The 24775-nt window shown below is 54.3% G+C and carries 19 protein-coding genes; 7 read left to right on the top strand and 12 right to left on the bottom strand.

Features of this window, described 5'->3' with window-relative positions; translation table 11 throughout:
• The first annotated feature begins 73 nt into the window (after positions 1-73).
• Both Q0W94_RS05005 and Q0W94_RS05000 read left to right on the top strand, forming a co-directional pair.
• Entirely contained in the window at positions 74-418 is a 345-nt protein-coding gene (locus tag Q0W94_RS05005; RefSeq protein ID WP_297761930.1) for a helix-turn-helix transcriptional regulator, read from the top strand.
• Between the two features lie 73 nt (positions 419-491).
• Entirely contained in the window at positions 492-2123 is a 1632-nt protein-coding gene (locus Q0W94_RS05000) for a CTP synthase (protein WP_297761929.1), read from the top strand.
• A gap of 675 nt (positions 2124-2798) precedes the next feature.
• On the opposite strand, the gene cbiD is transcribed toward Q0W94_RS05000, so the two are convergent.
• The 4 genes from cbiD to Q0W94_RS04980 all read right to left on the bottom strand — a co-directional run bounded on the left by cbiD (position 2799) and on the right by Q0W94_RS04980 (position 8772).
• Positions 2799-3899 carry a cobalt-precorrin-5B (C(1))-methyltransferase CbiD gene (gene cbiD / locus Q0W94_RS04995; protein WP_297761928.1) on the bottom strand — a complete coding sequence of 367 codons (1101 nt, stop codon included), beginning with the start codon at positions 3897-3899 and terminating at the stop codon, positions 2799-2801.
• Positions 3900-3904: 5 nt separating this feature from the next.
• Positions 3905-4585, bottom strand: coding sequence for a HEAT repeat domain-containing protein (locus tag Q0W94_RS04990; RefSeq protein ID WP_297761926.1), 681 nt, complete (start codon positions 4583-4585; stop codon positions 3905-3907).
• 103 nt (positions 4586-4688) lie between these two features.
• Positions 4689-7127: a phosphoenolpyruvate synthase gene (gene ppsA, locus Q0W94_RS04985; RefSeq protein ID WP_297761924.1), complete on the bottom strand. Its 2439-nt coding sequence runs from the start codon at positions 7125-7127 to the stop codon at positions 4689-4691.
• 349 nt (positions 7128-7476) lie between these two features.
• Positions 7477-8772 (bottom strand): glutamate-5-semialdehyde dehydrogenase, encoded by a 1296-nt coding sequence (locus Q0W94_RS04980; RefSeq protein ID WP_297761922.1) that lies wholly within the window; start codon positions 8770-8772, stop codon positions 7477-7479.
• 134 nt (positions 8773-8906) lie between these two features.
• Here Q0W94_RS04980 and glgA point away from each other — a divergent pair, with 134 nt between their 5' ends.
• From glgA to Q0W94_RS04955, 5 genes are all read left to right on the top strand, one after another.
• Positions 8907-10331 carry a glycogen synthase GlgA gene (gene glgA / locus Q0W94_RS04975; protein WP_297761920.1) on the top strand — a complete coding sequence of 475 codons (1425 nt, stop codon included), beginning with the start codon at positions 8907-8909 and terminating at the stop codon, positions 10329-10331.
• A gap of 37 nt (positions 10332-10368) precedes the next feature.
• Positions 10369-11661, top strand: a complete 1293-nt coding sequence (locus Q0W94_RS04970) for a recombinase family protein (RefSeq protein WP_297761919.1) — start codon at positions 10369-10371, stop codon at positions 11659-11661.
• A 136-nt stretch (positions 11662-11797) separates the two neighbouring features.
• The gene (gene hrcA / locus Q0W94_RS04965; RefSeq protein WP_297761918.1) at positions 11798-12856 is read left to right on the top strand and encodes a heat-inducible transcriptional repressor HrcA; all 1059 of its coding nucleotides are present in this window, start codon (positions 11798-11800) and stop codon (positions 12854-12856) included.
• Positions 12857-13123: 267 nt separating this feature from the next.
• Complete coding sequence (gene carA / locus Q0W94_RS04960) at positions 13124-14272, top strand: glutamine-hydrolyzing carbamoyl-phosphate synthase small subunit (protein ID WP_297761917.1); 1149 nt, start codon at positions 13124-13126, stop codon at positions 14270-14272.
• The gene (locus Q0W94_RS04955) at positions 14269-15147 is read left to right on the top strand and encodes a carbohydrate ABC transporter permease (RefSeq protein WP_297761915.1); all 879 of its coding nucleotides are present in this window, start codon (positions 14269-14271) and stop codon (positions 15145-15147) included. The genes carA and Q0W94_RS04955 overlap by 4 nt, the downstream gene beginning before the upstream one ends.
• Here Q0W94_RS04955 and Q0W94_RS04950 read toward each other — a convergent pair.
• The 8 genes from Q0W94_RS04950 to Q0W94_RS04915 form a co-directional block, all read right to left on the bottom strand.
• The gene (locus tag Q0W94_RS04950) at positions 15140-17155 is read right to left on the bottom strand and encodes an IMS domain-containing protein (RefSeq protein WP_297761913.1); all 2016 of its coding nucleotides are present in this window, start codon (positions 17153-17155) and stop codon (positions 15140-15142) included. The two genes, Q0W94_RS04955 and Q0W94_RS04950, sit on opposite strands and share 8 nt — an antisense overlap.
• A gap of 232 nt (positions 17156-17387) precedes the next feature.
• Positions 17388-17846, bottom strand: a complete 459-nt coding sequence (locus Q0W94_RS04945; protein WP_297761912.1) for a hypothetical protein — start codon at positions 17844-17846, stop codon at positions 17388-17390.
• 26 nt (positions 17847-17872) lie between these two features.
• On the bottom strand, positions 17873-18403 hold the full coding sequence (locus Q0W94_RS04940) for a hypothetical protein (protein WP_297761911.1): 531 nt from the start codon (positions 18401-18403) through the stop codon (positions 17873-17875).
• Between the two features lie 42 nt (positions 18404-18445).
• Positions 18446-19039, bottom strand: a complete 594-nt coding sequence (locus tag Q0W94_RS04935; protein ID WP_297761910.1) for a 2OG-Fe(II) oxygenase — start codon at positions 19037-19039, stop codon at positions 18446-18448.
• A 27-nt stretch (positions 19040-19066) separates the two neighbouring features.
• A complete protein-coding gene (lptC, locus tag Q0W94_RS04930; protein ID WP_297761909.1) occupies positions 19067-20293 on the bottom strand; it encodes an LPS export ABC transporter periplasmic protein LptC in 1227 nt (408 codons plus the stop codon).
• On the bottom strand, positions 20280-20975 hold the full coding sequence (locus tag Q0W94_RS04925; RefSeq protein ID WP_297761908.1) for an NYN domain-containing protein: 696 nt from the start codon (positions 20973-20975) through the stop codon (positions 20280-20282). Before Q0W94_RS04925 ends, lptC begins: the two co-directional genes overlap by 14 nt.
• 65 nt (positions 20976-21040) lie before the next feature.
• Positions 21041-22630, bottom strand: coding sequence for a methionine--tRNA ligase (metG, locus tag Q0W94_RS04920; RefSeq protein ID WP_297761907.1), 1590 nt, complete (start codon positions 22628-22630; stop codon positions 21041-21043).
• 64 nt (positions 22631-22694) lie between these two features.
• Positions 22695-24722, bottom strand: coding sequence for a hypothetical protein (locus Q0W94_RS04915; RefSeq protein WP_297761906.1), 2028 nt, complete (start codon positions 24720-24722; stop codon positions 22695-22697).
• Positions 24723-24775 lie beyond the last annotated feature (53 nt).

The raw sequence follows: 24775 nt of genomic DNA, 5'->3' as shown, positions 1-24775 counted from the left end.
TATATGAAAGAATTGCTAACCTAGACTATATTAATAATATATTAATCTATGGTCCTAATGTGCGATACCTCCGATGGTTGACCTCCCTTCCCCTGAGTTGCTCACCCACGTTGCCGAGTATTTCAAAGTGCTGTCGGAACCGAGCCGCCTGCAAGTGCTCTGTGCCCTAAAACAAGGACGGCGCAATGTCTCGGAGATTATTCAAGAGACGGGGTTAGGGCAGGCCAATGTCTCAAAGCACTTGAAAACCCTTGCCCAGGCTGGTCTGGTGCGCCGACAGCCTCAAGGGGTTACCGTCTATTACGAAATTGCCGACCCGACAATTTTTCCGCTGTGTGATTTAGTCTGTCAGCGGCTGAGGCAGCGCATTGAGGAGCAATCCCAAGTCGTCAAGAAATTGGTGAATAATTTCTCCTAAGCCGCAATATGCGAGAATAGGGGCGTAGGTTTTGATGAGTATGCCCTCTGGGGTTTAGTATCAGCATTCAACAATGACCAAATATGTTTTTGTGACCGGCGGTGTTGTCTCCAGCATTGGTAAAGGAATTGTTGCCGCCAGTCTAGGACGGTTGCTGAAATCGCGGCAGTATTCTGTGTCTATTCTCAAGCTGGATCCCTACATCAATGTTGATCCGGGCACGATGAGTCCCTTCCAGCATGGGGAAGTGTTTGTGACCGACGATGGGGCGGAAACGGATTTGGACTTGGGGCACTACGAGCGCTTTACCGATACGCCCATGTCCCGCCTTAATAGCGTCACGACGGGATCCATTTACCAAGCAGTTATTAACAAAGAGCGACGGGGTGACTATAGGGGCGGAACAGTGCAGGTCATCCCCCACATTACGAATGAGATTAAAGAACGTATTTTGCGCGTTGCCAAGGACAAAAACCCCGACGTGGTGATTATTGAAATTGGCGGCACCGTTGGCGATATTGAGTCGCTGCCCTTTCTGGAGGCGATTCGTCAGTTTCGCACGGAGGTGGGGCGGCACCATGTGCTGTTTATGCACGTGACTTTGGTGCCTTGGATTCCCTCGGCAGGGGAAATGAAAACAAAACCCACCCAGCACTCGGTGAAGGAGTTGCGCTCCATTGGTATTCAGCCGGATATTCTCATTTGCCGGTGCGATCGCCCCCTTGTCCCCGGCATCAAGGAAAAACTCTCCCAGTTTTGCGATGTGCCGGTGGAGTGTGTGATTCCTTCCCCGGATGCCAACAGTATCTATGAAGTGCCGCTGCTATTGGAGCGCGAAGGCCTGGCCACCCAAGTCCTCAACCTCCTGAACCTGGAACAACGGCAGCCAGATCTCAGTCAATGGCAGGCACTGGTGGAGCGACTTTACCGTTCCCGTAGCCCGCTAGAAGTGGCAATTGTCGGTAAATACGTGCGCCTGAGTGATGCCTATCTTTCGGTGGTCGAAGCCCTGCGCCATTCAGCGATTGCCCTGGACCACGAACTGCGCATCCGCTGGGTCAACTCCGAAGAAATCGTTGAAAATGGTGTGGAACATGCCCTCAGCAACGTTGCAGCCATCGTAGTGCCCGGGGGCTTTGGCATTCGGGGGGTAGAGGGGAAAATTGCTGCCATTCAATATGCCCGTGAGCAGGGAATCCCCTTTTTGGGTCTGTGCTTGGGAATGCAGTGTGCTGTCATTGAGTGGGCACGCCATATTGCGGGTTTAGAAAATGCCAACAGTGCCGAATTTGATCCCAATACCCCCCATCCTGTCATTCACCTGTTGCCAGAACAGCAGGACATTGTGGACTTGGGCGGAACGATGCGCTTGGGGCTGTATGCCTGTCGCTTAGCCCCCAATTCCTTGGCGGCAGAACTCTACGGCGAAACAGTCATCTATGAGCGACACCGCCATCGCTACGAGTTTAACAATGCCTATCGCAGCCTCTTTTTGGAAACGGGCTATCAAGTTACGGGTACCTCTCCCGATGGCCGCTTAGTAGAGATTATTGAGTATTCAGCTCACCCCTTCTTTATTGCAGTGCAGTTTCATCCTGAGTTTCGCTCCCGTCCCAATGCGCCCCATCCTCTGTTTTATGGCTTGCTGGCGGCAGCAGCCAAGAATTTCAATCGTGAGAATCCCCAGTTAGTCCCAAGTCCCTAGAGGTTGCCCGCACTGAGTACGGGCGATCGCTGCAGATAGAATCACAGGCAGTAAGAGTGACCTGGCCACCACAGGGTTGGCACTGACGGCAGTTGTTCACGGGGGGTAGGCTCTGCAAGGGAATGCTTCTGTATTGTCAAAGGGGCTGGAGGGCTGATTCATGCAGTCCCAGGGGGTGTCTTGAGTGCCAATCACTGCTTGAGTCCTTTTTGGCGATAGGTGTCCAGCTAGCAAGTGATGGGGGACTTGTGGCGATGGCGGGGTGTAGACAAGTGCTTACTGGAGCCAGTAGAGCATCGGCAGGGGTTGCTACTGTCGGACATTGGTTTTGTGCTGTACAGCCCTTTTCACAAGGAGGATGCGCACAATAGTAGTTTGGCGATGCTACAGGGTCACGTCGCATCAATACATTGACCTAAATATATTGACCTAAATAGAAAATGGCAGTAGATAGTGTTGCAGTTCCTTAGAGCTTTCTGTAATTGTGAGGAGGAGTGGGCAAGCCATGAAGGTCGCCTGCTGAGATGACTTTAGCTTTAGGATAGCCAATCCCCTCGTTTAAGACCTAATTTCCTATTGCTTAATATTGCTTAATGTAAGAGGTGGTATTGGCAATCCTATTGCATAGAAAAGTATTCTCCTTTGCCTCTAATCTAAAGAACCTACTGGCTCTATCTAGATGCTGATTCCCCTCAAAATGATGTTTCCTGTCTCACTGGTGGCGACAATCTGGCGATCGCGCCCAAACAGGACACAGCCTACTTGCAGTGACCGTCCGAGGGGAGCGGCACAATGGGCATGAATATAGGCAATGGCACGTTGATCAATGCGGTGGGCAATGTGGCTCAGAATCTCAGGCAAGACTTGGGGAGACGTTCTGGCCAAAAATTTAAGGGCGGCCTCCACCGTTGGCGCTTGCCACACCTGATGCAGAATCTCGGGATCGAGGCCTGCAAGGGCACAAAAAGCAGTGAGAATTTCTTGGCGAGCGTCCGCCAAGTGATGGTGGGTATGGAAAATACCCGCCGCCAGTTTAATTAATTTGCCGTGGTAACCCAAGAGCAGCAACTGTTGAACCTCGTGCTGCGCCGCTGCCACCAGCATTGGACCGAGCCAATTGGCAGTTTTTACGCAAAGGGAAGGGGGAATCTGGAGGTGTTGCGCCACTTGCAGGCCATTCTCACCAATGCAAAAAACAAGGGTGGACGATTGAGCGGCTTTCTCGGCTAAGTCCTCGCGATAGCGCTCCAGTTGCTCCGGGGCGGTGAGGGGTTGCGCCAAGGCAGTTGTCCCTAGGAGGGAAAGGCCCTCAACAATTCCAAAAGCAGCATTCGAGGTGCGCTCTGCCAAGTCCCGTCCTTGGGGTAGGATAATAGTGACAGCGATCGCCCGCTCTTTTGGACAGTAGAGTAACAAATTCGTAGTCAACAACAGACGGGCATAACGATAGATTGCTGCCTCGCCTGTGGCGCGATCGCGCCCAACCCCAAAGCCCCCCCCAATCTGAATTTTGGGAGAAGTGGCAGGGTCTTGCCAGCGCACCCAAGCCCAGATGGGAGTATGGCGCGTGAGATCGAGGGCATCGGCGGGTTGACTGTAGGTTATTGCTAGGGCCTGCTGGTTATCTAAGGGTGCCCCTTGGGCAATGGGTAGCGTTTCACAGCGATTAGGGCGTAGCAGGGCAAGGGTGACTTCCTGAGGACAGGTGCCTTCCGTCAGACAACGCAATGCAGCAACAGCCGCCGCCGCCGCAAAAACCGGTAGCGTATAACCCATTGGTGCTAAGGAGCTAACTGAGCCAAACTGGTGCGCGCCGCCTCGGCAACCGCTGCCGCAGAGTCAGTGGCCAGTTGTTCAAGAAGGGGGCGAGCCGCTAGAGTGCCAATCTGGCCCAGGGCGATCGCCAGCCGATGGCGGACCTGCCAGTCGGGATACGCCACAAATGGCCGCAAGTGCTCAATGCTTTCTGGTTGTCTGAGTTCCCCCAACGAACCAATCGCTGCCAATTTCACCAATTCTTGAGGATTATTGAGGGCTTCCGTGAGCAGCCCAACGGCGGCAGGGTTCCCTAGGGCACCCAAGGCAGCAATGATACTAAACTGCAACAGCCAATCCTGGGTACTGTGGTAGGCCGTTTCTAAATCTTCGAGGGCAAAGGGAACTTGCAAGGCGGCCATGGCATCTGCGGCGGCAGCACGGACATCGGTTTCGCTGTCATGGAGCAGGCGATCGCGCAACAGGTCATGGGCTTGATTGAGGTTGACGTGCCCGAGGCTGGCAAGTTGACTGACCGCAGCATAACGGACACGGGAATTTTCATCTTGGCTGAGGGGTTGAATCAGCCTAAAGGCATCATGGGGATCAAGGCTGCGCAGTTGATTGATGCCCCGCAGGCGATCGCCCACATCCGCTGAGGTAATGAGTTCGTGAATTGCCCCTGTGTCCACGCCGAGATTCTCCACCCAATTCCTTATTATCCTACTCGCTTACCCGCAGAAAAGGGCAGAGCGATCGCGGCTGCGATTCCCTGCCCTCAACTAAGGAGTTGCTACTGGGTTGTGCGTTCTAGGCTTCCTTTTCAGCCTCCGCAATTTGCAACATGGTCTTCAGGACGGAGTCAGGGTTGAGGCTAATGGAGTCAATCCCTTGCGCCACCAAGAATCGGGCGAACTCAGGATAGTCACTGGGGGCTTGACCGCAGATGCCAATTTTGCGTCCCTTGGCCTTCGCAGTTTGAATGGCTTGCGCCACCATGCGTTTGACCGCCTCATTGCGTTCATCAAACAAGTGCGCCACCAAGGCCGAATCGCGATCCAAGCCAAGGGTGAGTTGAGTGAGGTCATTTGAGCCAATGGAGAAGCCATCAAAGACCTCAGCAAAGGCATCTGCCAACACCACGTTACTGGGGAGTTCACACATCACATAGACTTGCAGACCATTTTCCCCCTGCTTCAGCCCATGCTTAGCCATCTCTGCCAGCACCCGCCGCCCTTCATCTGGGGTGCGACAGAAGGGAATCATCAGGATGACGTTCGTCAGACCCATTTCAGCGCGGACTTTCTTCATGGCGCGGCATTCCAGGGCAAAGCCTTCGGCATAGTTGGGGTCGTAGTAACGGGAAGCCCCCCGCCAACCAATCATTGGGTTTTCTTCATGGGGTTCAAACTGGCGACCCCCCAAGAGGTTGGCATACTCATTACTCTTGAAGTCGGACATGCGCACCACGACGGGCTTGGGGTAAAAGGCGGCGGCAATCGCCCCAATGCCCTGGGCTAACTTATCAACGAAGTATTCCGCCTTATCGCTGTAGTTTTGGGTTAGCTCAGCAATTTGCCGCTTTACTGCCTCATCCTGCAGTTCATCGTAGTGCAGCAGCGCCAAAGGATGGGCCTGAATGTGGTTGGCAATAATAAACTCCATGCGTGCCAGGCCAACGCCATCATTGGGAATCGCCGCCAAACTAAAGGCCTCCTCAGGATTGCCCACGTTCATCAGGATTTGGGTGCGGGTACGCGGCAGATTTTCGAGAGCCACTTCCTGCACGTGGAAGGGCAGCAATCCCTGATAGACATGCCCCTCTTCCCCTTCTGCACAGGAGACCGTCACTTCTGCACCATTGGGGATTGTTTCTGTGGCATCACCACAACCAACAATGGCAGGAATCCCCAGCTCGCGGGCAATGATTGCCGCATGGCAAGTGCGTCCCCCCTGATCGGTGACAATGGCACTGGCTTTTTTCATAATTGGCTCCCAGTCAGGATCCGTGCGGTGGGTCACCAGCACTTCCCCCGCCTGGAACTGATCGATATTCCTGACGTTCAAAATGACGCGGGCCCGACCTTGGCCAATCATTTCACCAATCGCCCGACCTGTGGCGAGGAGCGTCCCTTTTTGTTCGAGATGATAGGTGCGCAGGATGTTTCTGGCTTTTTGGGATTGGACGGTTTCGGGGCGGGCTTGGACAATAAAGAGTTCACCCGTAATGCCATCTTTTGCCCACTCAATGTCCATGGGTGTATAAGTACCCCGCAGGGCAGAGTAGTGCTCCTCAATGAGGCAGGCCCAGCGACCTAGGGTGAGGATTTCCTCATCGGTTAGGGCAAATTGTTTGCGCAATGTCTCAGGCACCGGTTCATTGCGGGTCAGCTTCGTGCCCCCAAGGTCATAGACCATGCGGATTTCTTTGCTGCCGAGGGCTTTTTTCAAGATGGGTTTATAGCCCGCCTTCAACGTTGGCTTAAAGACAAGGTATTCATCGGGGTTGACGGCCCCCTGAACAACATTTTCACCCAGGCCATAGGCGGCCGTGATTAGGGCTGTGTCCTTGAAGCCGGTTTCCGTATCAATGGAGAACATTACCCCAGAGCAGGCCAAATCGGAGCGCACCATTTTTTGCACTCCCACCGACAAGGCCACATTGAAGTGGTCAAAGCCTTTGATCTGGCGGTAGGAAATCGCCCGATCGGTAAAGAGTGACGCAAAGCAGCGATGACAAGCATCGAGCACGCCCTTGAGACCATGGACGTTGAGATAGGTTTCCTGCTGGCCGGCAAAGCTGGCATCGGGCAAATCTTCAGCAGTGGCACTGGAGCGAACCGCTACGTCCGTGTTGGGACCATAGCGATCGCACATTTTTTGGTAGGCAGCAGCAATCGCATCCGTCAATTCTGGGGGAAATGGGGTATGCAAAATCAGCGCGCGGATCGCCTGACCCACGCGGTGGAGTTCTGTGACATCCTCGACATCCAGACCTTCGAGGAGCCGCCGCAGTTGCGTCTCAAGATTTCCTGCTTGAATAAAGTAACGATAGGCATAGGCGGTTGTGGCAAAACCATCGGGGACATTAATCCCCTTGGGGGTGAGTTGTTGGAGCATTTCCCCCAAGGAAGAGTTTTTGCCCCCCACCAGTGGCAGGTCTTTGCAGCTCAAGGAATTCAGTTCTAAAACAAATGCTGTTTCCCGATTTGTTATTTCACTGGTTGGTCTAGGAATAGATTGAGTCATTGTTACGCTCCTAAAGATTAAGTTTTATTGATTTTGCCGTTTGCTGTGCCTCTGGCGATGCAACGGCAGTGCTTGAGCCATTAAAGTTTTGAGGTTTTTTGGCTCCCTTTGCTATCGTGAATCTGTCAATTACCTAACGGTACGCCATTCCCAAGTTCTAATCATCCCTTGACAAAGAGAGACTGCTCAGACACTCAGTAAAGTAGGCAATACATAGCTAACAGTGACTTGATAGACAACATTTGCAGAGGTTGTCATCTACACGGTAGTTAAATCACTATTGCCCTATACCTCTATTCTGAAACAGAAAAATTGGCTTTGTCTGTGGCTTAACAATGCCTTAAATTCGTTAGGAGTCCAAATCGCGATGGGTAAAGGGCTTGGCATTGGCGCCGCTATAGGTGGCCACAATGTGGCCATTCCCCACTAGTTGATATTTGTAGGTCACTAATCCCTCTAGCCCCACAGGTCCTCGCGGCGGCAATTTGTGGGTACTGATACCGACTTCGGCACCAAAGCCGTAGCGGAAGCCATCGGCAAAGCGGGTGGAACAATTGTGAAAGACACCAGCAGCATCCACTTCTTGGAGAAAACGGGCGGCGGTGGCAGCATCCTCAGTCACAATGGCTTCGGTGTGCCCTGAGCCGTAGGTGGCAATGTGATCCAGGGCGGCATCGAGATCGGGCACGACTTTGATGGAGAGGATCAAATCGCAGTATTCTGTGGCCCAGTCGGCTTCGGTGGCAGGGGTCATGGGCACGAGGTTGCAGGCGATCGCATCCCCCCGCAATTCTACCCCTGCTTTCTCAAGGGCCGCAGCCACTTGCGGTAAAAAGGCCTCGGCAATATCGCAGTGAACAAGGAGCGTCTCAATGGCGTTACAGGCAGCAGGATACTGGGTTTTAGCATCGAGGGTAATGGCGATCGCCTTCTCAAGATCCGCTGCGCGATCCACATAGAGGTGACAGAGACCATCGGCGTGACCCAGCACGGGAATGCGCGTGTTGTTCTGGATATAGCGCACAAATTCATTGGAACCTCGCGGAATGATGAGATCAACCCATTGCTCCAGTTGCAGCAGTTCGCTGATTTCTGACCGCTGGGTAAGAAGGGCGATCGCCCCCGCGGGCACTGCCGACTTCTCTAGCCCCCTATGAATAGCCTGCATAATCGTTTGGCAAGAACGACTGGCCTCCTGTCCGCCCTTGAGAATGGCACCATTCCCCGATTTAATCGCCAAGGCAGCTATCTGCACTACTGCATCAGGACGCGCCTCAAAAATCACCCCCAACACCCCTATGGGGCAGGTGACGCGACTCAGCACTAGCCCAGTATCCAATTCCCGATGGAGTTGGCGCTGACCCAGGGGATCGCCCAGGGCGGCGACCTGACGCACGCCGGCGATCGCCGCCGCTAGTTTACTGGGACTCAGTTCCAAGCGAGCGTAGAGAGAGGAATTGAGCTGATTGGCCTTGGCCTGCTCACAATCGGCAGCATTGGCCGCCAGAATCTCCTCCCGCGCCGCCTCAAGGGCACAGGCCACCTGTTCAAGGGCATCATTGCGGGCAGCGGCATCCAGCGTGGCCAACCGGCGCGCCTGCTCATGAACTGCTTTGACCCGTTGCACCAGGGGAGAATCAGTCATAGGAGTTGTCAATTCCAAAGACACATTAGGTAGAGAGATAAGGGCGATCGTACGCCAAATTGTCCCGCACTTGTGGTAGGTTAACGGCAATTGCGTTGCCCGAGAATTGGCCAAAAAACAGGTTCAGGAGGATCATGCGAATTCTATTTGTGGCTGCTGAGGCAGCACCGCTGGCGAAAGTGGGGGGCATGGGAGATGTGGTTGGCTCTCTGCCCAAGGTGTTACGCCGCATGGGACATGATGTGCGCATTTTTATGCCCTACTATGGCTTCTTGCCCGATAAGGTGGAGATTCCCAAGGATCCCATCTGGATTGGCCATGCCATGTTCCAGACGTTCCATGTCTATGAAACCGTGTTGCCGGGGTCGGATGTGCCCGTTTACCTTTTTGGCCATCCCTGCTTTAATCCGCGCCGCATCTACTACGGTGAGGATGAGGACTGGCGGTTCACCTTCTTTGCTAATGGGGCAGCAGAATTTGCTTGGAACTACTGGAAGCCCCAGATTATCCATTGCCACGATTGGCACACGGGCATGATCCCCGTCTGGATGCATCAGGATCCCGACATTACCACGGTGTTTACGATCCATAACTTGGCCTATCAAGGACCTTGGCGGTGGCGGCTAGAGCAAATTACGTGGTGTCCGTGGTACATGCAGGGGCACAACACGATGGCAGCAGCACTGCAGTATGCCGATCGCGTCAATACCGTTTCCCCCACCTACGCCGAGCAAATTAAAACCCCCGAATATGGCGAAAAATTGGAGGGGTTGCTATCGTTTATTAGCGGCAAGCTCTCTGGTATTCTCAATGGTATTGATACTGAGCTTTTTGATCCCAGTACCGATCGCGCCCTTGCCCAAAACTACACCGCAGATACCCTAGAGCGGCGTAAGGCTAACAAAATTGCCCTCCAGGAGGAACTAGGACTAGAGGTGAACTCCGGTGCTTTCTTGGTGGGGATGGTTAGCCGGCTGGTGGAGCAAAAGGGGCTGGATCTATTGATTCAAATTTTAGATCGCTTTCTTGCCTATACCGATAGCCAGTTTGTGCTCTTAGGGACGGGCGATCGCTACTACGAAACCCAGATGTGGCAAATTGCCTCACGGTTCCCGGGGCGCTGTAGTGTGCAGTTACTCTACAGTGATGTCCTGTCGCGGCGCATCTATGGCGGTGCCGATGCCTTCATTATGCCGAGTCGCTTTGAACCCTGCGGTATTTCCCAGATGATTGCGCTGCGCTATGGCTGTGTGCCAATTGTCCGCCGCACCGGTGGCCTTGTGGATACCGTCTCCCATCACAACCCTGAGCAGCAAACCGGAACGGGCTACTGCTTTGACCGCTATGAACCCCTTGACTTTTACACCTGTCTAGTGCGGGCATGGGAAGGGTATCGCTACAAAGGGGCGTGGCACGCCCTCCAGCAGCGGGGTATGGGCGAGGACTTCAGCTGGACAAAATCGGCACTCGCCTACAATGCTCTCTATAATTCCATTTATGGATTGCCCCCGGAGACCATGCCCAATCCCAGTCCAACGCTGGTACCGGCAATGACCTAGTCATTATCAGGGTGGCTATATCGTGGCTATGTAACCTGTGGTCATTATTGCCTACGAGTACATTGACCCCCTCTGGCAGCCCCTACCCAATCCCCAAGGGTGGGGACAGGAGATTGACCACTGGGTACTGGATGTGGAGGCTGCCCGGCCGCAGTTGCGGTACTGGTTGCAGCGGCTAGTGCCTGGGTATTGGCTCTTGCAGCAATTAAGTGCCCTTGGCCAAACGGTGATGGAAGTGAGCGATCGCCTGCGGCAACTGGAGACAGCAGGGATTACCGTGATTGCCCTCGCTGAAGGCTACGTGAGCGATCGCCCCGCCAGTGGCGATCAACTCTTGTCCCTCTGGGATCAGGTTAAGCAGCAACTCCACCAGCAAACCCTCTGCCACAACCACGCTCGTAATCGTCTCAAGCACCGTCCTCCGCCGGGTCGTGCCCCCTATGGCTATCGCCGCGGCAAAGAGCACTATGTGATTGATCGAGCGGCAGCCGTTGTCGTCAAGGATTTTGTTGAGCATTTTCTCCTCTATGGCTCCCTCAGTGCAGCGGTGCGCTTTATTGCCCACACTCACCACAAGCGAATTAGCATAGCCACAGGTCGGCGCTGGCTGACCCACCCCGTCTATCGCGGCCATCTTTACTACCAAGGAAAAACCGTGATTCCCCAGACCCATACCCCCCTGATTGCGCCCGATGAAGCGGCTCAGGTGGATCGGCTGTTGCGGCGCCAACGCTCTCTACCCCGTCGCAGTGCCAGTGCTCCCCATCCTCTGGCAGGATTGGTGATTTGCCGCGAATGTCAGCAACGCTTTGGCCGAACTCAGGTGCAGCCCTATCGCCACCCCGGTCAATATGCCTATTTGCGTCCCCTCCACTGTCCGCTTGCGCCGAAGTGTCGCAGCATTCCCTACAACGCTGCCCTGGCCGCTGTAATTGCTCAAACTGCCGAACGTCTGCCGCCGGCGATCGCTCAACTTTGCCTACCGTCGTCAACCCTCACCGCCGCAATTGAAGTCGAAGTCATTGACAAGCAACTGCAACAACTCACTGAACTAGAAAGCCAAGGTCTCTTAGATGCGGAAACAGCTCAACTGCGCCGTTATAAACTGGCCGGGGAGCGGGCACGAATCGAGGCACAGCAGGCACAACTGCCCCCTAGCAATCTCTTGCAACTAGCGGTTACCCTGGGTCAGCCTCAATTTTGGTACCAACTCTCAGCCGCAGAGCAACGCTTTTATCTACGGGAGTTTTTACAGGCCATACAGGTCCGCAGTCGCCCCCGCCAGCCTTGGTCTATTCACCTACAATTTATTTGGGAATCCCCGCCTTAGCCATTGCTCAGGCCTTTTGGTGTGACAAAGGTTGGATCGCCCCCCACCGTTGTTGCCGGTGATCATTGCTGAAATGGGAAGGCTGGTTTATAGATAAATAAAAAACATCAATAAGAAATCGCAGGTGTAAGGGGTTATGACGATTGAACTCAGCGATCGCCAAAAGCAAATTCTGGGCGCTACGATTAACCATTACATTGCTACGGCCGAACCTGTCGGCTCAAAGGCGATCGCCACCGAATACAACCTCAACGTCAGCCCAGCCACCGTGCGCAATACGATGCTGCTCCTCGAGAAAAGCGGCCTGCTTTACCAGCCCCACACCTCCGCAGGGCGGGTGCCCTCCGATTCTGGCTATCGGGTCTATGTGGATGAACTAATTGAGCCCATCCCCGATGTGGCCCGTAAAGCCGAGAGCCTTTTGAGTGAGCGCTTTGTCTGGGGGCAGGAGCGTTTGGAGGTCATCCTACGCCAAGCAGCACAGTTGCTTTCGGATCTCAGTGGCTACATTACACTAATTAGCTTGCCCAACCGCTTGGAGCGGCAAATTCGCGTCATTCAACTGGTCTCATTGGAGCCGCGCCACGTCATGGTCATCCTTGTTCTAGATACCTATGAGACCCAATCCGCCCTCATTGAGTTTGATCAAGGGGAGGCCGATCCTGAACTGCAGCAGCGCACGCTACAGGTGCTCACAAATTTTCTCAATCATCAATTGCAGGGGCGATCGCTGGCGGAACTCAATGCCATTGACTGGCAAAAGCTTGACCGCGAGTTTCAAACCTACAGCCAGCAGCTGCAGATCCTACTTCAGCAATTGAGCGATCGCTACAGCCACCAAGGGGCCTCCTTTATCATCAGTGGCCTTGCCGATGTGCTGCAGCAGCCAGAGTTTTCCCAGGTGGAGCAGGTCCAAATGCTGCTGCATCTTCTTGAGGATCAACAGGATCAACTGGCTCCCCTGATCAGTGTCAATACCCAAGCCTCCTCCCAAGTGCAAATCCGCATTGGCAGCGAAAATACCCTCGCGCCGATGCAGTCCTGTACATTGGTCTATGCCTGCTATTGCTATGGCAACTCGCCCGTAGGCAGTATTGGCATTCTAGGGCCGACGCGGATGCCCTATGCCCGGATTATTCCCTTAGTGGCCACAGCGGCAGATTATTTGACAGAGCAAGTCAGTCGCTATAGGTAACTATAGGTAAGTGCTCCTGAGCCCCTCAAGGGGATGGGCTTTGGGGGATGAGATAGGCTAAAGACGCCAGCCCAGTCGCAAAAAAACAGGTAGCCCTATACTAGTTAAAGCCAAATTCCTCAACCGCGGAGGGAAGCCCGCCGCTGCCATCCCATGCCCTAAAAAGGATGGACATTCCACAAGGGCAAACCCTGTGGGGTCAACCATTGGCTTGATCGGGCACAATTAGGTTATTGGCTTTTCCTAGGGACACTTGGAGAAATTGAAATGCCTACACCCGCCTTGCTGGTTCTTGCCGATGGTTCAGTGTTTCGCGGTTTTTCCTTTGGGGCACCAGGGACAGCCATTGGGGAGGTGGTCTTTAATACAGGCATGACGGGTTATCAAGAGGTGCTCACCGACCCTAGTTATTATGGTCAAATCGTGACATTCACCTACCCTGAGTTGGGCAATACGGGAACCACTCCCGAAGATGAGGAATCCGATCGCCCCCAAGTGCGCGGTGCTGTCGCTCGCCATATCTGTGACATTCCCAGTAGCTGGCGATCGCACCAATCCTTGCCCGATTACCTCAAAGCCCATCGAATTCCGGCGATTTATGGGATTGACACCCGCGCCCTCACCCGCAAAATTCGGACCGTCGGTGCCATGAACGGCGGCATCTCCACAGAAATCCTGGACCCCGTTGAACTGCTGCAAAAAGTTCTTGCCGCTCCCAGGATGCAGGGACAAAATCTAGCCAAAGTGGTGACCACCCGCACCCCCTATGAATGGACAGAGCCAACGCCCCCCGCTTGGGAATTTCGTCCCCAAACCGCTACCGCAGAACCACCCTTGACGGTTGTGGCCATTGATTTTGGCGTGAAGCGCAATATTCTCCGCCGCTTGGCCAGTTATGGCTGCCGTGTGATTGTCGTGCCGGCGGATACGCCAGCGGAAACGATTCTCAGCTATGACCCCGATGGCATTTTCCTCTCTAATGGCCCGGGTGACCCGGCGGCGGTTCAGGAAGGCATTGAAACCACGCGCAAATTACTAGGGGCGCAGCGTCCCATGTTTGGCATTTGTCTGGGACATCAGTTGTTGGGCCTCTCCTTGGGGGCAGAAACCTTCAAGCTGAAGTTCGGTCACCGGGGGTTGAACCAGCCCGCTGGCCTGACACAGGAAGTGGAAATTACCAGCCAAAACCACGGCTTTGCGATCACCGAGGAATCCCTTGCCCAAACTCCCGTAGAGATTACTCACTTTAACCTCAATGACAAAACCGTTGCGGGTTTGAAGCACCAAACATTGCCAATTTTCTCAGTGCAGTACCACCCGGAGGCCAGCCCTGGCCCCCACGATGCCGATTATCTCTTTGGCGAGTTTGTAGCGCAAATGCGTGCCTATCGTCAACAACATCCCCGCCGCCAATGAAAGGGCAATCCCTCACCCCCTACCTCTTTCTTGCCCCTGCCTTAGGGTTGCTAACACTGACGGTTTTTTGGCCAGCCCTACAGGCCTTTTTCCTCAGCTTCACCCGCTATGAAACCGATCTCCTGAGCCCCCCTGTTTGGGTAGGGTGGGCCAACTTTGCACAGTTGTGGGGCGATGGCGTCTTCTGGAAAACCTTGGGCAATACTTTCTTGTACTTGGTGGTGGTGGTGCCAATTCTGGCGATCGCGCCCCTGCTGCTGGCGATTCTCGTCAACCAACCCCTGCGGGGCATCCACTGGTTTCGTGCTGCCTACTACAGTCCCGTGATTATCTCCATGGTGGTGGCGGGGATTGCTTGGCGCTGGCTCTATGCCCCCAATGGCCTCTTAAATCAACTGCTACAGGGTCTGCATCTGCGCGACACTCCCATTCCTTGGCTGACCAGTCCCCAACTCGCCCTCTTTAGTGTCATGGCCGTTACCATCTGGAAAGGCTTGGGCTACTACATGGTGATCTATCTGGCGGGACTTCAGGGGATTAGCGGTGAACTGTATGAAGCGGCGGCGATCGATGGCAGTGACGGCTGGCAACAGCATTGGGATATTACGTTGCCACTGATGCGCCCCTATATTCTTTTGGTAAGCATTATCTCAGCAATTTCTGCCACCAAGGTCTTTGAAGAAGTCTATATCATGACCCAAGGGGGTCCCCTCAATAGCTCCAAGACCATTGTTTACTACATCTACGAGAATGCCTTTCAGCGCTTAGAGATTAACTACGCCTGTACGATGGGACTGATTTTATTCCTGTTTATCCTGTCTTTGTCCCTCTTAAATCTCAAGTTGGGCCGCCAGGTGGAAATGCCCCTTAACTAAGCACCTGCATGCCTTGAATCAACCAGCGATCGCCACGACGGATCAAGGTGTAGAGAACGCGGTAGGGATCGTCATAGGAAATATCATTGCGCAGGGTTCCCCGTTCATAAAAGCGGGCCTCCTCATTGACTTCCGCCAACACATCCACGCGATCGCGCCTTTGGGGACGGACTTCCTTCACCTCCAACTTCTTTAGGGTATAAACCCAATGGCTGCCCTCGGACTTTAAGCTCTGCGCCCGCGATCGCCAGCGGCTCAGTTCTGGCTCCGCCAAAATCGTTGCTAGTTTGTCCATCTCAAATGCTGGCCCAAGGGCTTGGGCTTTAATTCGCTGCCAACTGTGGAGGCGATCGCGCGCCATCTCTGGCGTTAAAGGGATGGCTAAGGTCGTCGGTTGTGGCGGCGGGGTCGGCGTTGCCACAGGGGTCGGTGTTCCTGGCGGGATCGGGGCTTCAACCGTTTTGGCTGGCCAATAGACCTTTGCCAAAGCTCCTAAACCCACAAGCACAACTCCTGCACCCATCCAAAACCAAGTTTGACGTTTTTGGGAGCAACTGTTTCGACGGCTGCGCCGCTTGCGAGTGGATGGTTGGGGCGTGGCTGTCCCCGTTGCAGTTGAAGAAGTGGTAGAAGCCGATGCCGAAAAGCCCTGGCCCAGCCCAGTCTGATCCTGCAAAGGTAACGTTTCCGCGGTGCAGGAGACCGGCGGGGGCGCGGCCACCGTTGGCCTAATCACTTCAGGGAGCGCAGAGGCAGTGGTCGCCGGCGGTTCAGAGGTAATGGAGTCGTCACTGAGAGCCTCTAGGTAGGTTTGGACATTGGGATCAGCAAAGTAGGCATCCAAGGCCACGGGGGTTTCCCCTAAGTCCCGAAATGCAGGATAAATTTCTTCTCTGAGCCATTGTGTGGTGTAGTAATAAAGCCCCGGCAGTAGATCGCCAGCCTCACCGGCATGGCGGCGGATAAAGTCCAGAGTCGGTTGATCTTGGCTGTTGTCAAGAGCTGCCAATGCCTCAGTGGGCTGTCCCAAAAGCAGCAAGCAACTGGCGAGTTCAAGATAGACGTCTTGATTGGGGAGCAGCTGCTCCAATAAATCCTTGGCCCGACGAATAGCGCTCGGCTGAAGTTCATGCACTCCCCGTGCTACCAAGGCATGTACCGCAAGGTAGGTGGCCACCGCTGAGGGACGCCGCGATTCCCGTTCAAAGAGTTCCTGTTGCTCTGCCACGGTAAGATGGCTGCGCAGTTGCAAAATAAATTTCAGAAAATCCTCAACTGCAAGTCCCGAGCGATCGTCACAGCGGCCCTCAATGCCCCCGCGCTCACTCAGCATTTGCCGCAGCAATAAAATACCCCGCTGCCGATTCACACTATCGGACAAAGGCAGTGCCAGTAACTCCAGAATGAGGTAGGGACGCAGCCGATGCAGTTCCGTCTGAAACTGCTCCTGGAGTTCGGGAAACAAGTTTGCCCGCTGAAGTACCTCTAGACCGGCTTCTAGCTGAGAGGCGGCTGCTTGGTAGGACTGCCGCTGCCATTCCTCGCGTCCCAATTCCAGATAGGCCAAAGCCACAGTGAGGGTAATGTCGGCAACAACGGCAGAGGAAGCGTAGGGGCGATTGAGATCAAGAACATCCTTTTTGAGAAATGCTTTTCCCAGCTTGACAACTTGGGCATAATTTCCCAGTTCATAGAGCAGTAGGAGTGCCCCCGAGAATTGCTCATCACTAATTTCAATGTGGGGAGCGGTGGCATCGGGATTCAACTGGGCAATCAAATCATCGGGATCAACCGCACGGCAGTGGCGATCGTAGGCATGGCGCTGCTCCGGTTCTCGCAAAACTGCATAGGCCTGCTCAATCAGTTCACGACGGGTGGCAACGGTGGTGGGGGAGTGCTGATAGGTAGGCAGTTGCAACAGGCGATCCTGAAAGGCCTGCTCAATTTGTTCCGGTGTTGCCTGAATAGGCACACCCAATACTTGGTAATAGTCGAGGGGAATGCGCACCTAAACCCAAACCTCTACAGGATGAACCCGTCTATCAACAATGACAGCACACTCATGTGCACTCAACAGCAGCACAGAGACTTGGCTGGTAGTTGCTCAACGTTTAGACATGACACAGTATAGTGTTCCCCCAAAAAGGGAGCATCAAGCGTTTTAAGGTATCACAATTTAGCTATACATTAGCTATACAGTTTTTGTCCCTGAGGGCAAGTCCGCGCAGAGGTGTGGTGGCTTAACCGCGCACTTTTGCTGTAAAGCCAGAGGCCTTAAATTGCTCTAACTGCAAAGGCGCTGGTTGGTTGTAGGGCACGCTAATGCGAATTTCAAACTCGCTGATGCCGGGTGGAATCACATCAATTGCACCGACCCGGGTGCGGTTTTGCAACACTGGATTACCATTGGCGTCGTAGATGCGGCCAAAGACATCGGCATCTACCACCGTTTTGCCGGATTTATTCTCTGCTTTGCCAGTAATCAGGTAGCAATTGGCTTTCAGTGTCGTCCCCCCCGGCGTGACTGAACCTTCCCCTATTTCTGGCGGACATTCGCGGTAATTTAGGTCAAAGAGCCGCACTGGAATAGCAGCGATCGCCGGCAGCGGGGCGATACTTGACCAACACAGGACACTCAGGAGCAGGCACACCACTCCGCGACGCAGATATCCCCAAAACCGATTTGCACCCATGGTCATCGCTCAGCACCCAAATTACGTCCCCATTATCCCACAGTGGTCAAAATCCACAGATCAACAGCTCCCAATAGCAGTGTAAAGAGAGCCAAAATACCGTACATCCAAGGTTGAGCGAGGGGCTTAATCACGTCTGTGGCCAATCCCGTCTGGGCTTCAATGGCACGCATCATTTGGGCAAAACCTGCCACTCGCATCGGCAGAAGATACCCTTGACCTGTGGTAGTCACCAGATAATAGACCACGCCCCCTTGGCTGGTACTACGGGGCTGAAGCCCCTGAATATCCGACCAAATCAGTTGCCACTGCTGCCGCAGGAAGGGGGGAACCCAATGGGGATAGGTGAGGCGGATGCCCACAGCATCCAATTCTACCCGTTGACTCAGCGCCCCCCAGAGGAACACACCCCCGAGGGCGATCGCCCCCCAAAGGAGCAGGGGCGAAATGGGAGCCGCCGTCTGTACCGCCAAAAAGGGGAGGGGCAGTGTGAGTGCGCCGTAGAGGGCAAGGAGTGTTCCAGAAACCAGGGGCGAGGTTTGGAAGCGCAGGGGTTCAGTCATTGGCATTGCCTCAGGGGTTCATCATCATTCAATCATCATTCATCAATAGAATAACCAAGTGGCAAAGGCATATTTAGTGCCCTGGACCACGGGCAAGGCGGCATGGGGATGGGTGTAGTAGGCGGGAAAGACGACAATATCTCCCGTCCGTGGGGTAACCTTTACCCCTTGGCGATCGAAATAGGTTTCTCCCCCCTGAAAGTCCTCATTGAGATAGCCCACTAGACTGACATCCCGCGTCGGGATACCTTGCGCCAGTTCCATTTGCCGACTGGCCAGCAATAGGTTGTCTACATGGCGGCGATAGCCCTCGCCCACCCGATAGCGCAGGATTGAGAAATTTTCAATTTCAGGGAAGCGAATCCCATAGTGCTGGTAGAGGACGATTTGAATTGTTTGCGTGGCCTGGAGAAGAATCTGCCGCATCATCGCCTGTTGCGGGTCTTGGGGATCAAAGCGGAGCAAACTGCCGCCGCGCACGGAGCGATCGACTGTCCCCATGAGAATTTGCGCATCCTCAAACCCCACCTTTTCAGCTGTAGCAATCACCTGCTGACACTGGTGAACCGGAATCAAACGCTGGAAAAGGAGAATTTCACCCCCCAAGTCAAGAATTTGTAGTGGTGCGGTACTCATCGGGACTGATTGTTTCTATGATTCAGTCTAGGGAAGGCGCACTAGCAACGGCACTTGGCTCTGAACATTGCCGCTGACAATCACCTCTTGGCGATCGAGCCACCCTTTGGCCCGCTGGCCCTGAACTTGAATGCGGGGATTGCTCTGGCGGTAAAAGATTCCCCCTTGGGCTTCAACTTCCTGCTGGGGAATCCGCCAAATTAGTTGAGCTGTGCGTAGTTGGGCCCTGGGGCGCTGGATTTCCACCTGAGCGCTAGCTTCTAGCCGCCCTTGGGAAATCCACCAATTGAGGCGCTGGGCACGCAGTTGCACCTGTTGAGGTTGGCTACTAATTTGGACGTTCTCAAAGATGGCGCGGTTTTCAGCAATCAGGAAGACACCGCGATTGGCCTGCCCTTCAATGCCTTGGCTGGGATAGCTGACCCGCAGGGGGCGATCGCTCACCAATTGCTGTTGGGGAATTAACCAGCGCACCGTTTCTCCTTCAACGCGGAGAGCAGGGTTGGGAAGCTGCACTCGGACATCCCCCTCAAGGGTAACCCGTTGATCGCTAATTGACCAGATTGCCCTCTGGGCTTGCAGCCGCTGCCCTTGGCGATCGCCCGCCACACCGACGACTGTGACCCCCCCTTGACCGATGACCCCTGCCAACAGCTGATTGGGCTCCTGCTGCCACACTAGACTCTCCGTATTGAGCCGTACATCCTTGGCGTCCTTGGCGACCGAGGTCACCTGAACGGCATTGAGGGCACGCAGTTGTTGGCGTTGGCTATCGGCTTCGAGGTGCTTAGCCGTCACTGTCACTTGAGGATAGCGGGCCTGCAGATTTTTCTGGGCAATGAGTACCCCGCGATCGCCCTGCCAAACCAATTGATCGGCAATAATCGTCCCCTTTTGTTGGAGATCGGTGAGTGTGGTGCGACCTTCAACCCAAAGTTGACCATCCCGCTGCCGCACATTGACTGCCTTGGCCTGCACCTTGTAAGTGGTTTTACCCTCTGCCTTTAATTCCCCCGTTAGATTTTGAATCTCCAATTGCTGGCGATCGTCATCGCGGTAGCGCGCGCGCGCCGCCTGCAATACCCAGAGGAGTTCACCTTTGGCGTTGGTTTGCCGCAGGGTCAGATTTTGCAGCTTGACATCACCCGTGATTTCTGGTTCTGGGGATGGCTCCTCGCCCACCCATTGATCCACCCAGCCACAGCCTGTCAAGGCGAGGACAAGGCACAGCAGCAGCGGTCTAGGCAGAAGCATTGTTGTCTAAGTTCTCTAGGGTCTCGGATGACTCATTGCCAGCAGCTTTATCTTTCCCTGCGGCGGTATCTTGCTCCCAATGGGGGTTAACAATGGGGGGGTGCGTCAGGTTACCAGTTATAGGACGGTAGGTGTAACTTTGCCGGGGCGCCTTTTGGATTTCTTCGCGAATGCTTTCAAGATCAATGTAGCGATCGGCAACGTTAATTAGGCTATCGCTGGTCATCGATCGCAGGCTCACCACCTCGACCCTTGCCCCTCGGTAACTCACCGCATCCACGGCATAGGCCAAATCGCCATCACCGCTGACCAAGATGGCAGTGTCATAGCAACCCACCAGTGCCATCATATCCACGGCAATTTCGACGTCAAGGTTTGCCTTTTTAGAGCCGTCCGGCAGTTGGACGAGTTCCTTGGAGACGACACGATAGCCATTGCGGCGCATCCACAGCAGAAACCCCTGCTGCTTTTCATTGGTGGGGTCAACCCCCGTGTAGAAGAAGGAGCGAAAGAGACGGGAGCCTTGGGTCAAGTGGCAGAGGAGTTTTGAATAATCAATTTCGATGCCCAGTTGCAGCGCTGCATAGAATAGGTTGGAGCCATCAATAAAGATGGCAACGCGCCCACGGTTTTGTAACACCTGTTCTGGCGTGTAAATAACTGAAGACGAAGATGTAACCATGCAGAAATCATCTCAAAAAAAGTGTGTTATCGAAATATGAAGTCATACCTCTAGGGTATCGCGCATCAGGGGGAATCGGCGACAGTTGCCGGCAGCAACAGTTTTTGGAAAATTGGCTCTGGATTGGCCAGAGGTTGTGATGCAGGTAAAACACCCCACTGGGCTTGGCGATCGCCCAAAAGGTCTGGGGCAACTGATCCATTAAATTTAATACTATAGCCCAACTGCCCGTAGATGGCCTCACTCAGTTGGGGGATAATCGGGGCAAGCACATAGGCCACAAGGCGCACTGACTCCAATACACAGTACAGAATCTCCGCCACCGCTGCCGTTTCTCCTGCCCGATAGCGTTTCCACGGTGCCTCTTCATCAAGGAACTTATTCCCCGCTCGTGCGAGGATCAGGGCCTGTTGGCAAACCTCATGGAAGGCTAATTGCCGATACCCTTGGCCATAGGTTTGGCTGAGGTCCTCTGCCAGTTGCCGCAGGGGATGCTCCCGCGGAATTGCTGCTCCTTGGACATTGGGCACCTTCCCATCGGTATATTTCCAAGCCATTTTTAGCGTGCGATTGAGCAAATTCCCCAGATCATTGGCCAGATCCGCATTGAGGATATTCACAAAGCGGGTTTCACTAAAGTCACCATCACGGCCAAACTCCACTTCTTTCATGAAGTAGTAGCGCACGGCATCGGCCCCGTATTGCGCCACCAAGGCAAAGGGATCCAGGGTATTCCCCAGACTTTTGCCCATTTTTTGACCATCTTTGGTCAGGAAGCCATGGACAAAAATTTGCTCTGGTAGTGGCAAGCCCGCCGACATCAACATTGCTGGCCAAGAGATGGCATGGAAGCGGAGAATATCCTTACCAATAATGTGCAGGTTAATTGGCCACCAGGTTTTGAGGGCATTGGCCAAGGTCGGCTCATCTTCTGGTTCCAAGAGGGCGGTGACATAGCCCAAGAGGGCATCAAACCAGACGTAGAGGGTCTGCTCTGGATCCGTAGGCACGGGAAACCCCCAAGCCAGGTTCACCCGCGAAATGGAAAAGTCCTGCAGCCCCCGCTCAATAAAACTCAGCACCTCATTGCGACGGCTGGGGGGCTGCACAAAGTCGGGATGGTCGGCATAATAGTCCAGCAGCGCCTGCTGATATTTCGAGAGGCGGAAAAAATAGTTGCGCTCATCTCGCCATTCCACCGTCCGATTCACATGGATCGGGCAGCGCCGACCCTCAAGCAATTCGCGTTCTTCCTTGAATTCTTCACACTCGACACAGTACCAACCCTGCTGCTGACCGAGATAAATGTCGCCGTTGTCCCAAACCCGCTGAAAAAACTCTTTGACAATGGCATGGTGGCGAGGACTGGTGGTGCGGCTAAAGCGATCGTAGTGGATATTCAGTTGTTGCCAGAGGGCTTGAAAGCCAGCGGCAATCTCATCGCAGTGGGCTTGGGGACTCAGACCCCGCTGGTGTGCTGTGCGCTCAATTTTCTGGCCATGCTCATCGGTACCGGTAATGAACCGCACCCGATAGCCCTGCAAACGATAAAAGCGAGCGAGAACATCGGCAGCAATAGTTGTGTAGGCACTGCCAATGTGGGGAAGGGCATTGACGTAGTACAGGGGGGTAGTCAGTGAAAAGTGCGGTGACAAGCAGTGTTTCTCCCTAGGCAGTCGAGCAAATTGCGTTATTTATCATAGTGCCATTAGTAACAGCTTACGGGCGATCGCCCACCGCCAGATCCACCCAGGGACTCAGGGGGCCCTCCTGCTCCCTGCCATTGGCTGTCAAGTCACTGTGGCAAAGGAAAAGGCGATCGCTCACCCGCGCACACAAATCCACCAGTAAATGCTCCAAACGTTCTGACTCCAATTGCCACACCCGCGCACTGGGACTCGCCGCCCCCTGCCGCAGAAACATTGGTGCCTGCCAGAGACATTGCAAGCCGCCATCCTGCCAACGTGGACTACCAGCGTCTAACCAAAAATGCCAGCGATGGGCAAGTTGAGCGCTGCGATATTGAAACGTCGTTGCCAGTAAGACCCCTTGGGGCTGCCGCAGGGGAGGGACAGGATCTGCGGTCAGAGTTCCCCGCCGCAGCAGGTAAATCCATTCCCGCAGCCGCTCAGCTGTTGGTGTAGCTCGCTGCTCTGGGAGATGATCATAAATTTGCCAGTAGGCAGCTGTACCCTCAAGGAGCGATCGCAGGGGGGCCAATTCACTGGCTGTTAGGTTTTGCGGCGAGAGATAGCGTTGAATTGCCGCCTCTAGGAGATACACCGGCAGCTGGCTAGAATCTAGGGTACTCAGCCAATGCCGCAACTGCTCATAGGCTTCCGTGGCACGATAGCCAAAGCGATCCCAGCGGCTATAGTGGGTGTACGGCAGCAGTTCAGCTTGCTCCAGCCCCGGCTGCAAACAATAGCAAGAGAGCAGGCCTGCCCGCACGGCGTCAATCTCTCGCGGCAGCAAAACCGTTAGCATCTCCGCCACCGCCGTTGCCTCTGGGATTATTCCTGTTCGTGGATAAACGAACAACAACAGCGTCAACAGGGCACGCACGTGGGGGGATTGAATCAAGGGGCGTTGCTCATTCAGGATGACAAGGGGCACCCGCCGTTTTTCCAGTTCACTACTGAGAACATAGCGGGCAATACTATCTAAGCCGGGGGCAAGAATGGCAATCTCTGTTGGCTGCACTGCCCCCTGCTGCACGGCAGTGGCAATCGTCTCCACAACTTCCTGTAACAATTGCATCCGCGAGATGGTTTGAATCGCAGTAATGTTTTCCGGCAGCGTGAATTGGGGAGTGCTCAGGCGTTCTTGAATGGCGACTCGTAAATCAGTTTTACCGAAAATCGTTTCTGGACGGTGGCTTAACTCCGTCACCGTGGCTTGGTTTTGCAGCGGCAGCAAGGCATCAGGATCGGCGCCAAGACCAAGACGGACAGCGCTAATGGGTTGGTGGCTAAGGACAATCTTGATCCCCTGTTGGTTTAAGAGGGTGATCAAATCTGCCATCACCGCGGGATAGTTATGGGTGTTGTCGGCAAGGAGACACTGAAACCGCTGCCCCAAGGAGGCTTGGTAGTCGGGGTGGTCAAGGAGAACGCGGCCAAATAAATCGGTGGTAATGCCATAGGTGAGCAGGCTGTGGGCAGTACACCACCTTTGCCACTCTTTTAGGGCGGTGACGATCGCCCCCCCGGTTTCCGCAGGAATCTCAAGCTGATGATCCCAAATGAGTTGGGGCAGATCATCCAGGCTGAGGCGGGCAAAGGCACACAGTTGAAAAATATCAAGAAGGTGGCGAGTGGCGCGATCGGCGCAGCGGCGCTGTTCACGATTGTCGCTCAGGACAGCAAAGGTGTCCTTCGCCAGCCAAGGCTGCCACAGCCGCTGTGCCCACATCAGCTCTGTTTCTGGTTTGAGATGTAACGGGAGCGGCGGAGCAACGGCATTGGCCTCGACCAGCAGCGGCCAAAAAAGTTCCACCTCCTGCTGCATGAAGCCCATTGGCGTGGCGATATAGGGCCTATAGCCACTGCCCAACTGCGACTGAATTTCCCTTTGGATGGCTTGGCGGCCTTCCATTGTATCTGTCAAAAAGAGGAGCGATCGCTCGCGGGGAATCACTGAGCTGTCCTGTTGAACCCACTGGGCAAATTCCCTCACCAGGGCATAGGTTTTGCCGCTGCGACTACCGCCACTGATCCACTGCAACACTGTCAACAAAGCCTGCAAAGTTAATTTGCTACGATTTTATCTATCCTATCGATTTACTGCTTTCGCGGTGG

The organism is Thermosynechococcus sp. (assembly GCF_025999095.1).
GTDB lineage: Bacteria > Cyanobacteriota > Cyanobacteriia > Thermosynechococcales > Thermosynechococcaceae > Thermosynechococcus.
This window is presented reverse-complemented; position numbering and strand designations above follow the sequence as displayed.

What these genes read in the sequence shown, in the direction of transcription:
- carA (WP_297761917.1), top strand. Translation starts at nt 13,124, where the DNA reads ATGCCTACACCCGCCTTGCTGGTTCTTGCCGATGGTTCAGTGTTTCGC.
- Q0W94_RS04955 (WP_297761915.1), top strand. Translation starts at nt 14,269, where the DNA reads ATGAAAGGGCAATCCCTCACCCCCTACCTCTTTCTTGCCCCTGCCTTA.
- hrcA (WP_297761918.1), top strand. Translation starts at nt 11,798, where the DNA reads ATGACGATTGAACTCAGCGATCGCCAAAAGCAAATTCTGGGCGCTACG.
- Q0W94_RS04925 (WP_297761908.1), bottom strand. Translation starts at nt 20,975, where the DNA reads ATGGTTACATCTTCGTCTTCAGTTATTTACACGCCAGAACAGGTGTTA.
- lptC (WP_297761909.1), bottom strand. Translation starts at nt 20,293, where the DNA reads ATGCTTCTGCCTAGACCGCTGCTGCTGTGCCTTGTCCTCGCCTTGACA.
- Q0W94_RS05000 (WP_297761929.1), top strand. Translation starts at nt 492, where the DNA reads ATGACCAAATATGTTTTTGTGACCGGCGGTGTTGTCTCCAGCATTGGT.
- glgA (WP_297761920.1), top strand. Translation starts at nt 8,907, where the DNA reads ATGCGAATTCTATTTGTGGCTGCTGAGGCAGCACCGCTGGCGAAAGTG.
- Q0W94_RS04945 (WP_297761912.1), bottom strand. Translation starts at nt 17,846, where the DNA reads ATGACCATGGGTGCAAATCGGTTTTGGGGATATCTGCGTCGCGGAGTG.
- Q0W94_RS04940 (WP_297761911.1), bottom strand. Translation starts at nt 18,403, where the DNA reads ATGACTGAACCCCTGCGCTTCCAAACCTCGCCCCTGGTTTCTGGAACA.
- Q0W94_RS05005 (WP_297761930.1), top strand. Translation starts at nt 74, where the DNA reads ATGGTTGACCTCCCTTCCCCTGAGTTGCTCACCCACGTTGCCGAGTAT.
- cbiD (WP_297761928.1), bottom strand. Translation starts at nt 3,899, where the DNA reads ATGGGTTATACGCTACCGGTTTTTGCGGCGGCGGCGGCTGTTGCTGCA.
- Q0W94_RS04980 (WP_297761922.1), bottom strand. Translation starts at nt 8,772, where the DNA reads ATGACTGATTCTCCCCTGGTGCAACGGGTCAAAGCAGTTCATGAGCAG.
- ppsA (WP_297761924.1), bottom strand. Translation starts at nt 7,127, where the DNA reads ATGACTCAATCTATTCCTAGACCAACCAGTGAAATAACAAATCGGGAA.
- Q0W94_RS04935 (WP_297761910.1), bottom strand. Translation starts at nt 19,039, where the DNA reads ATGAGTACCGCACCACTACAAATTCTTGACTTGGGGGGTGAAATTCTC.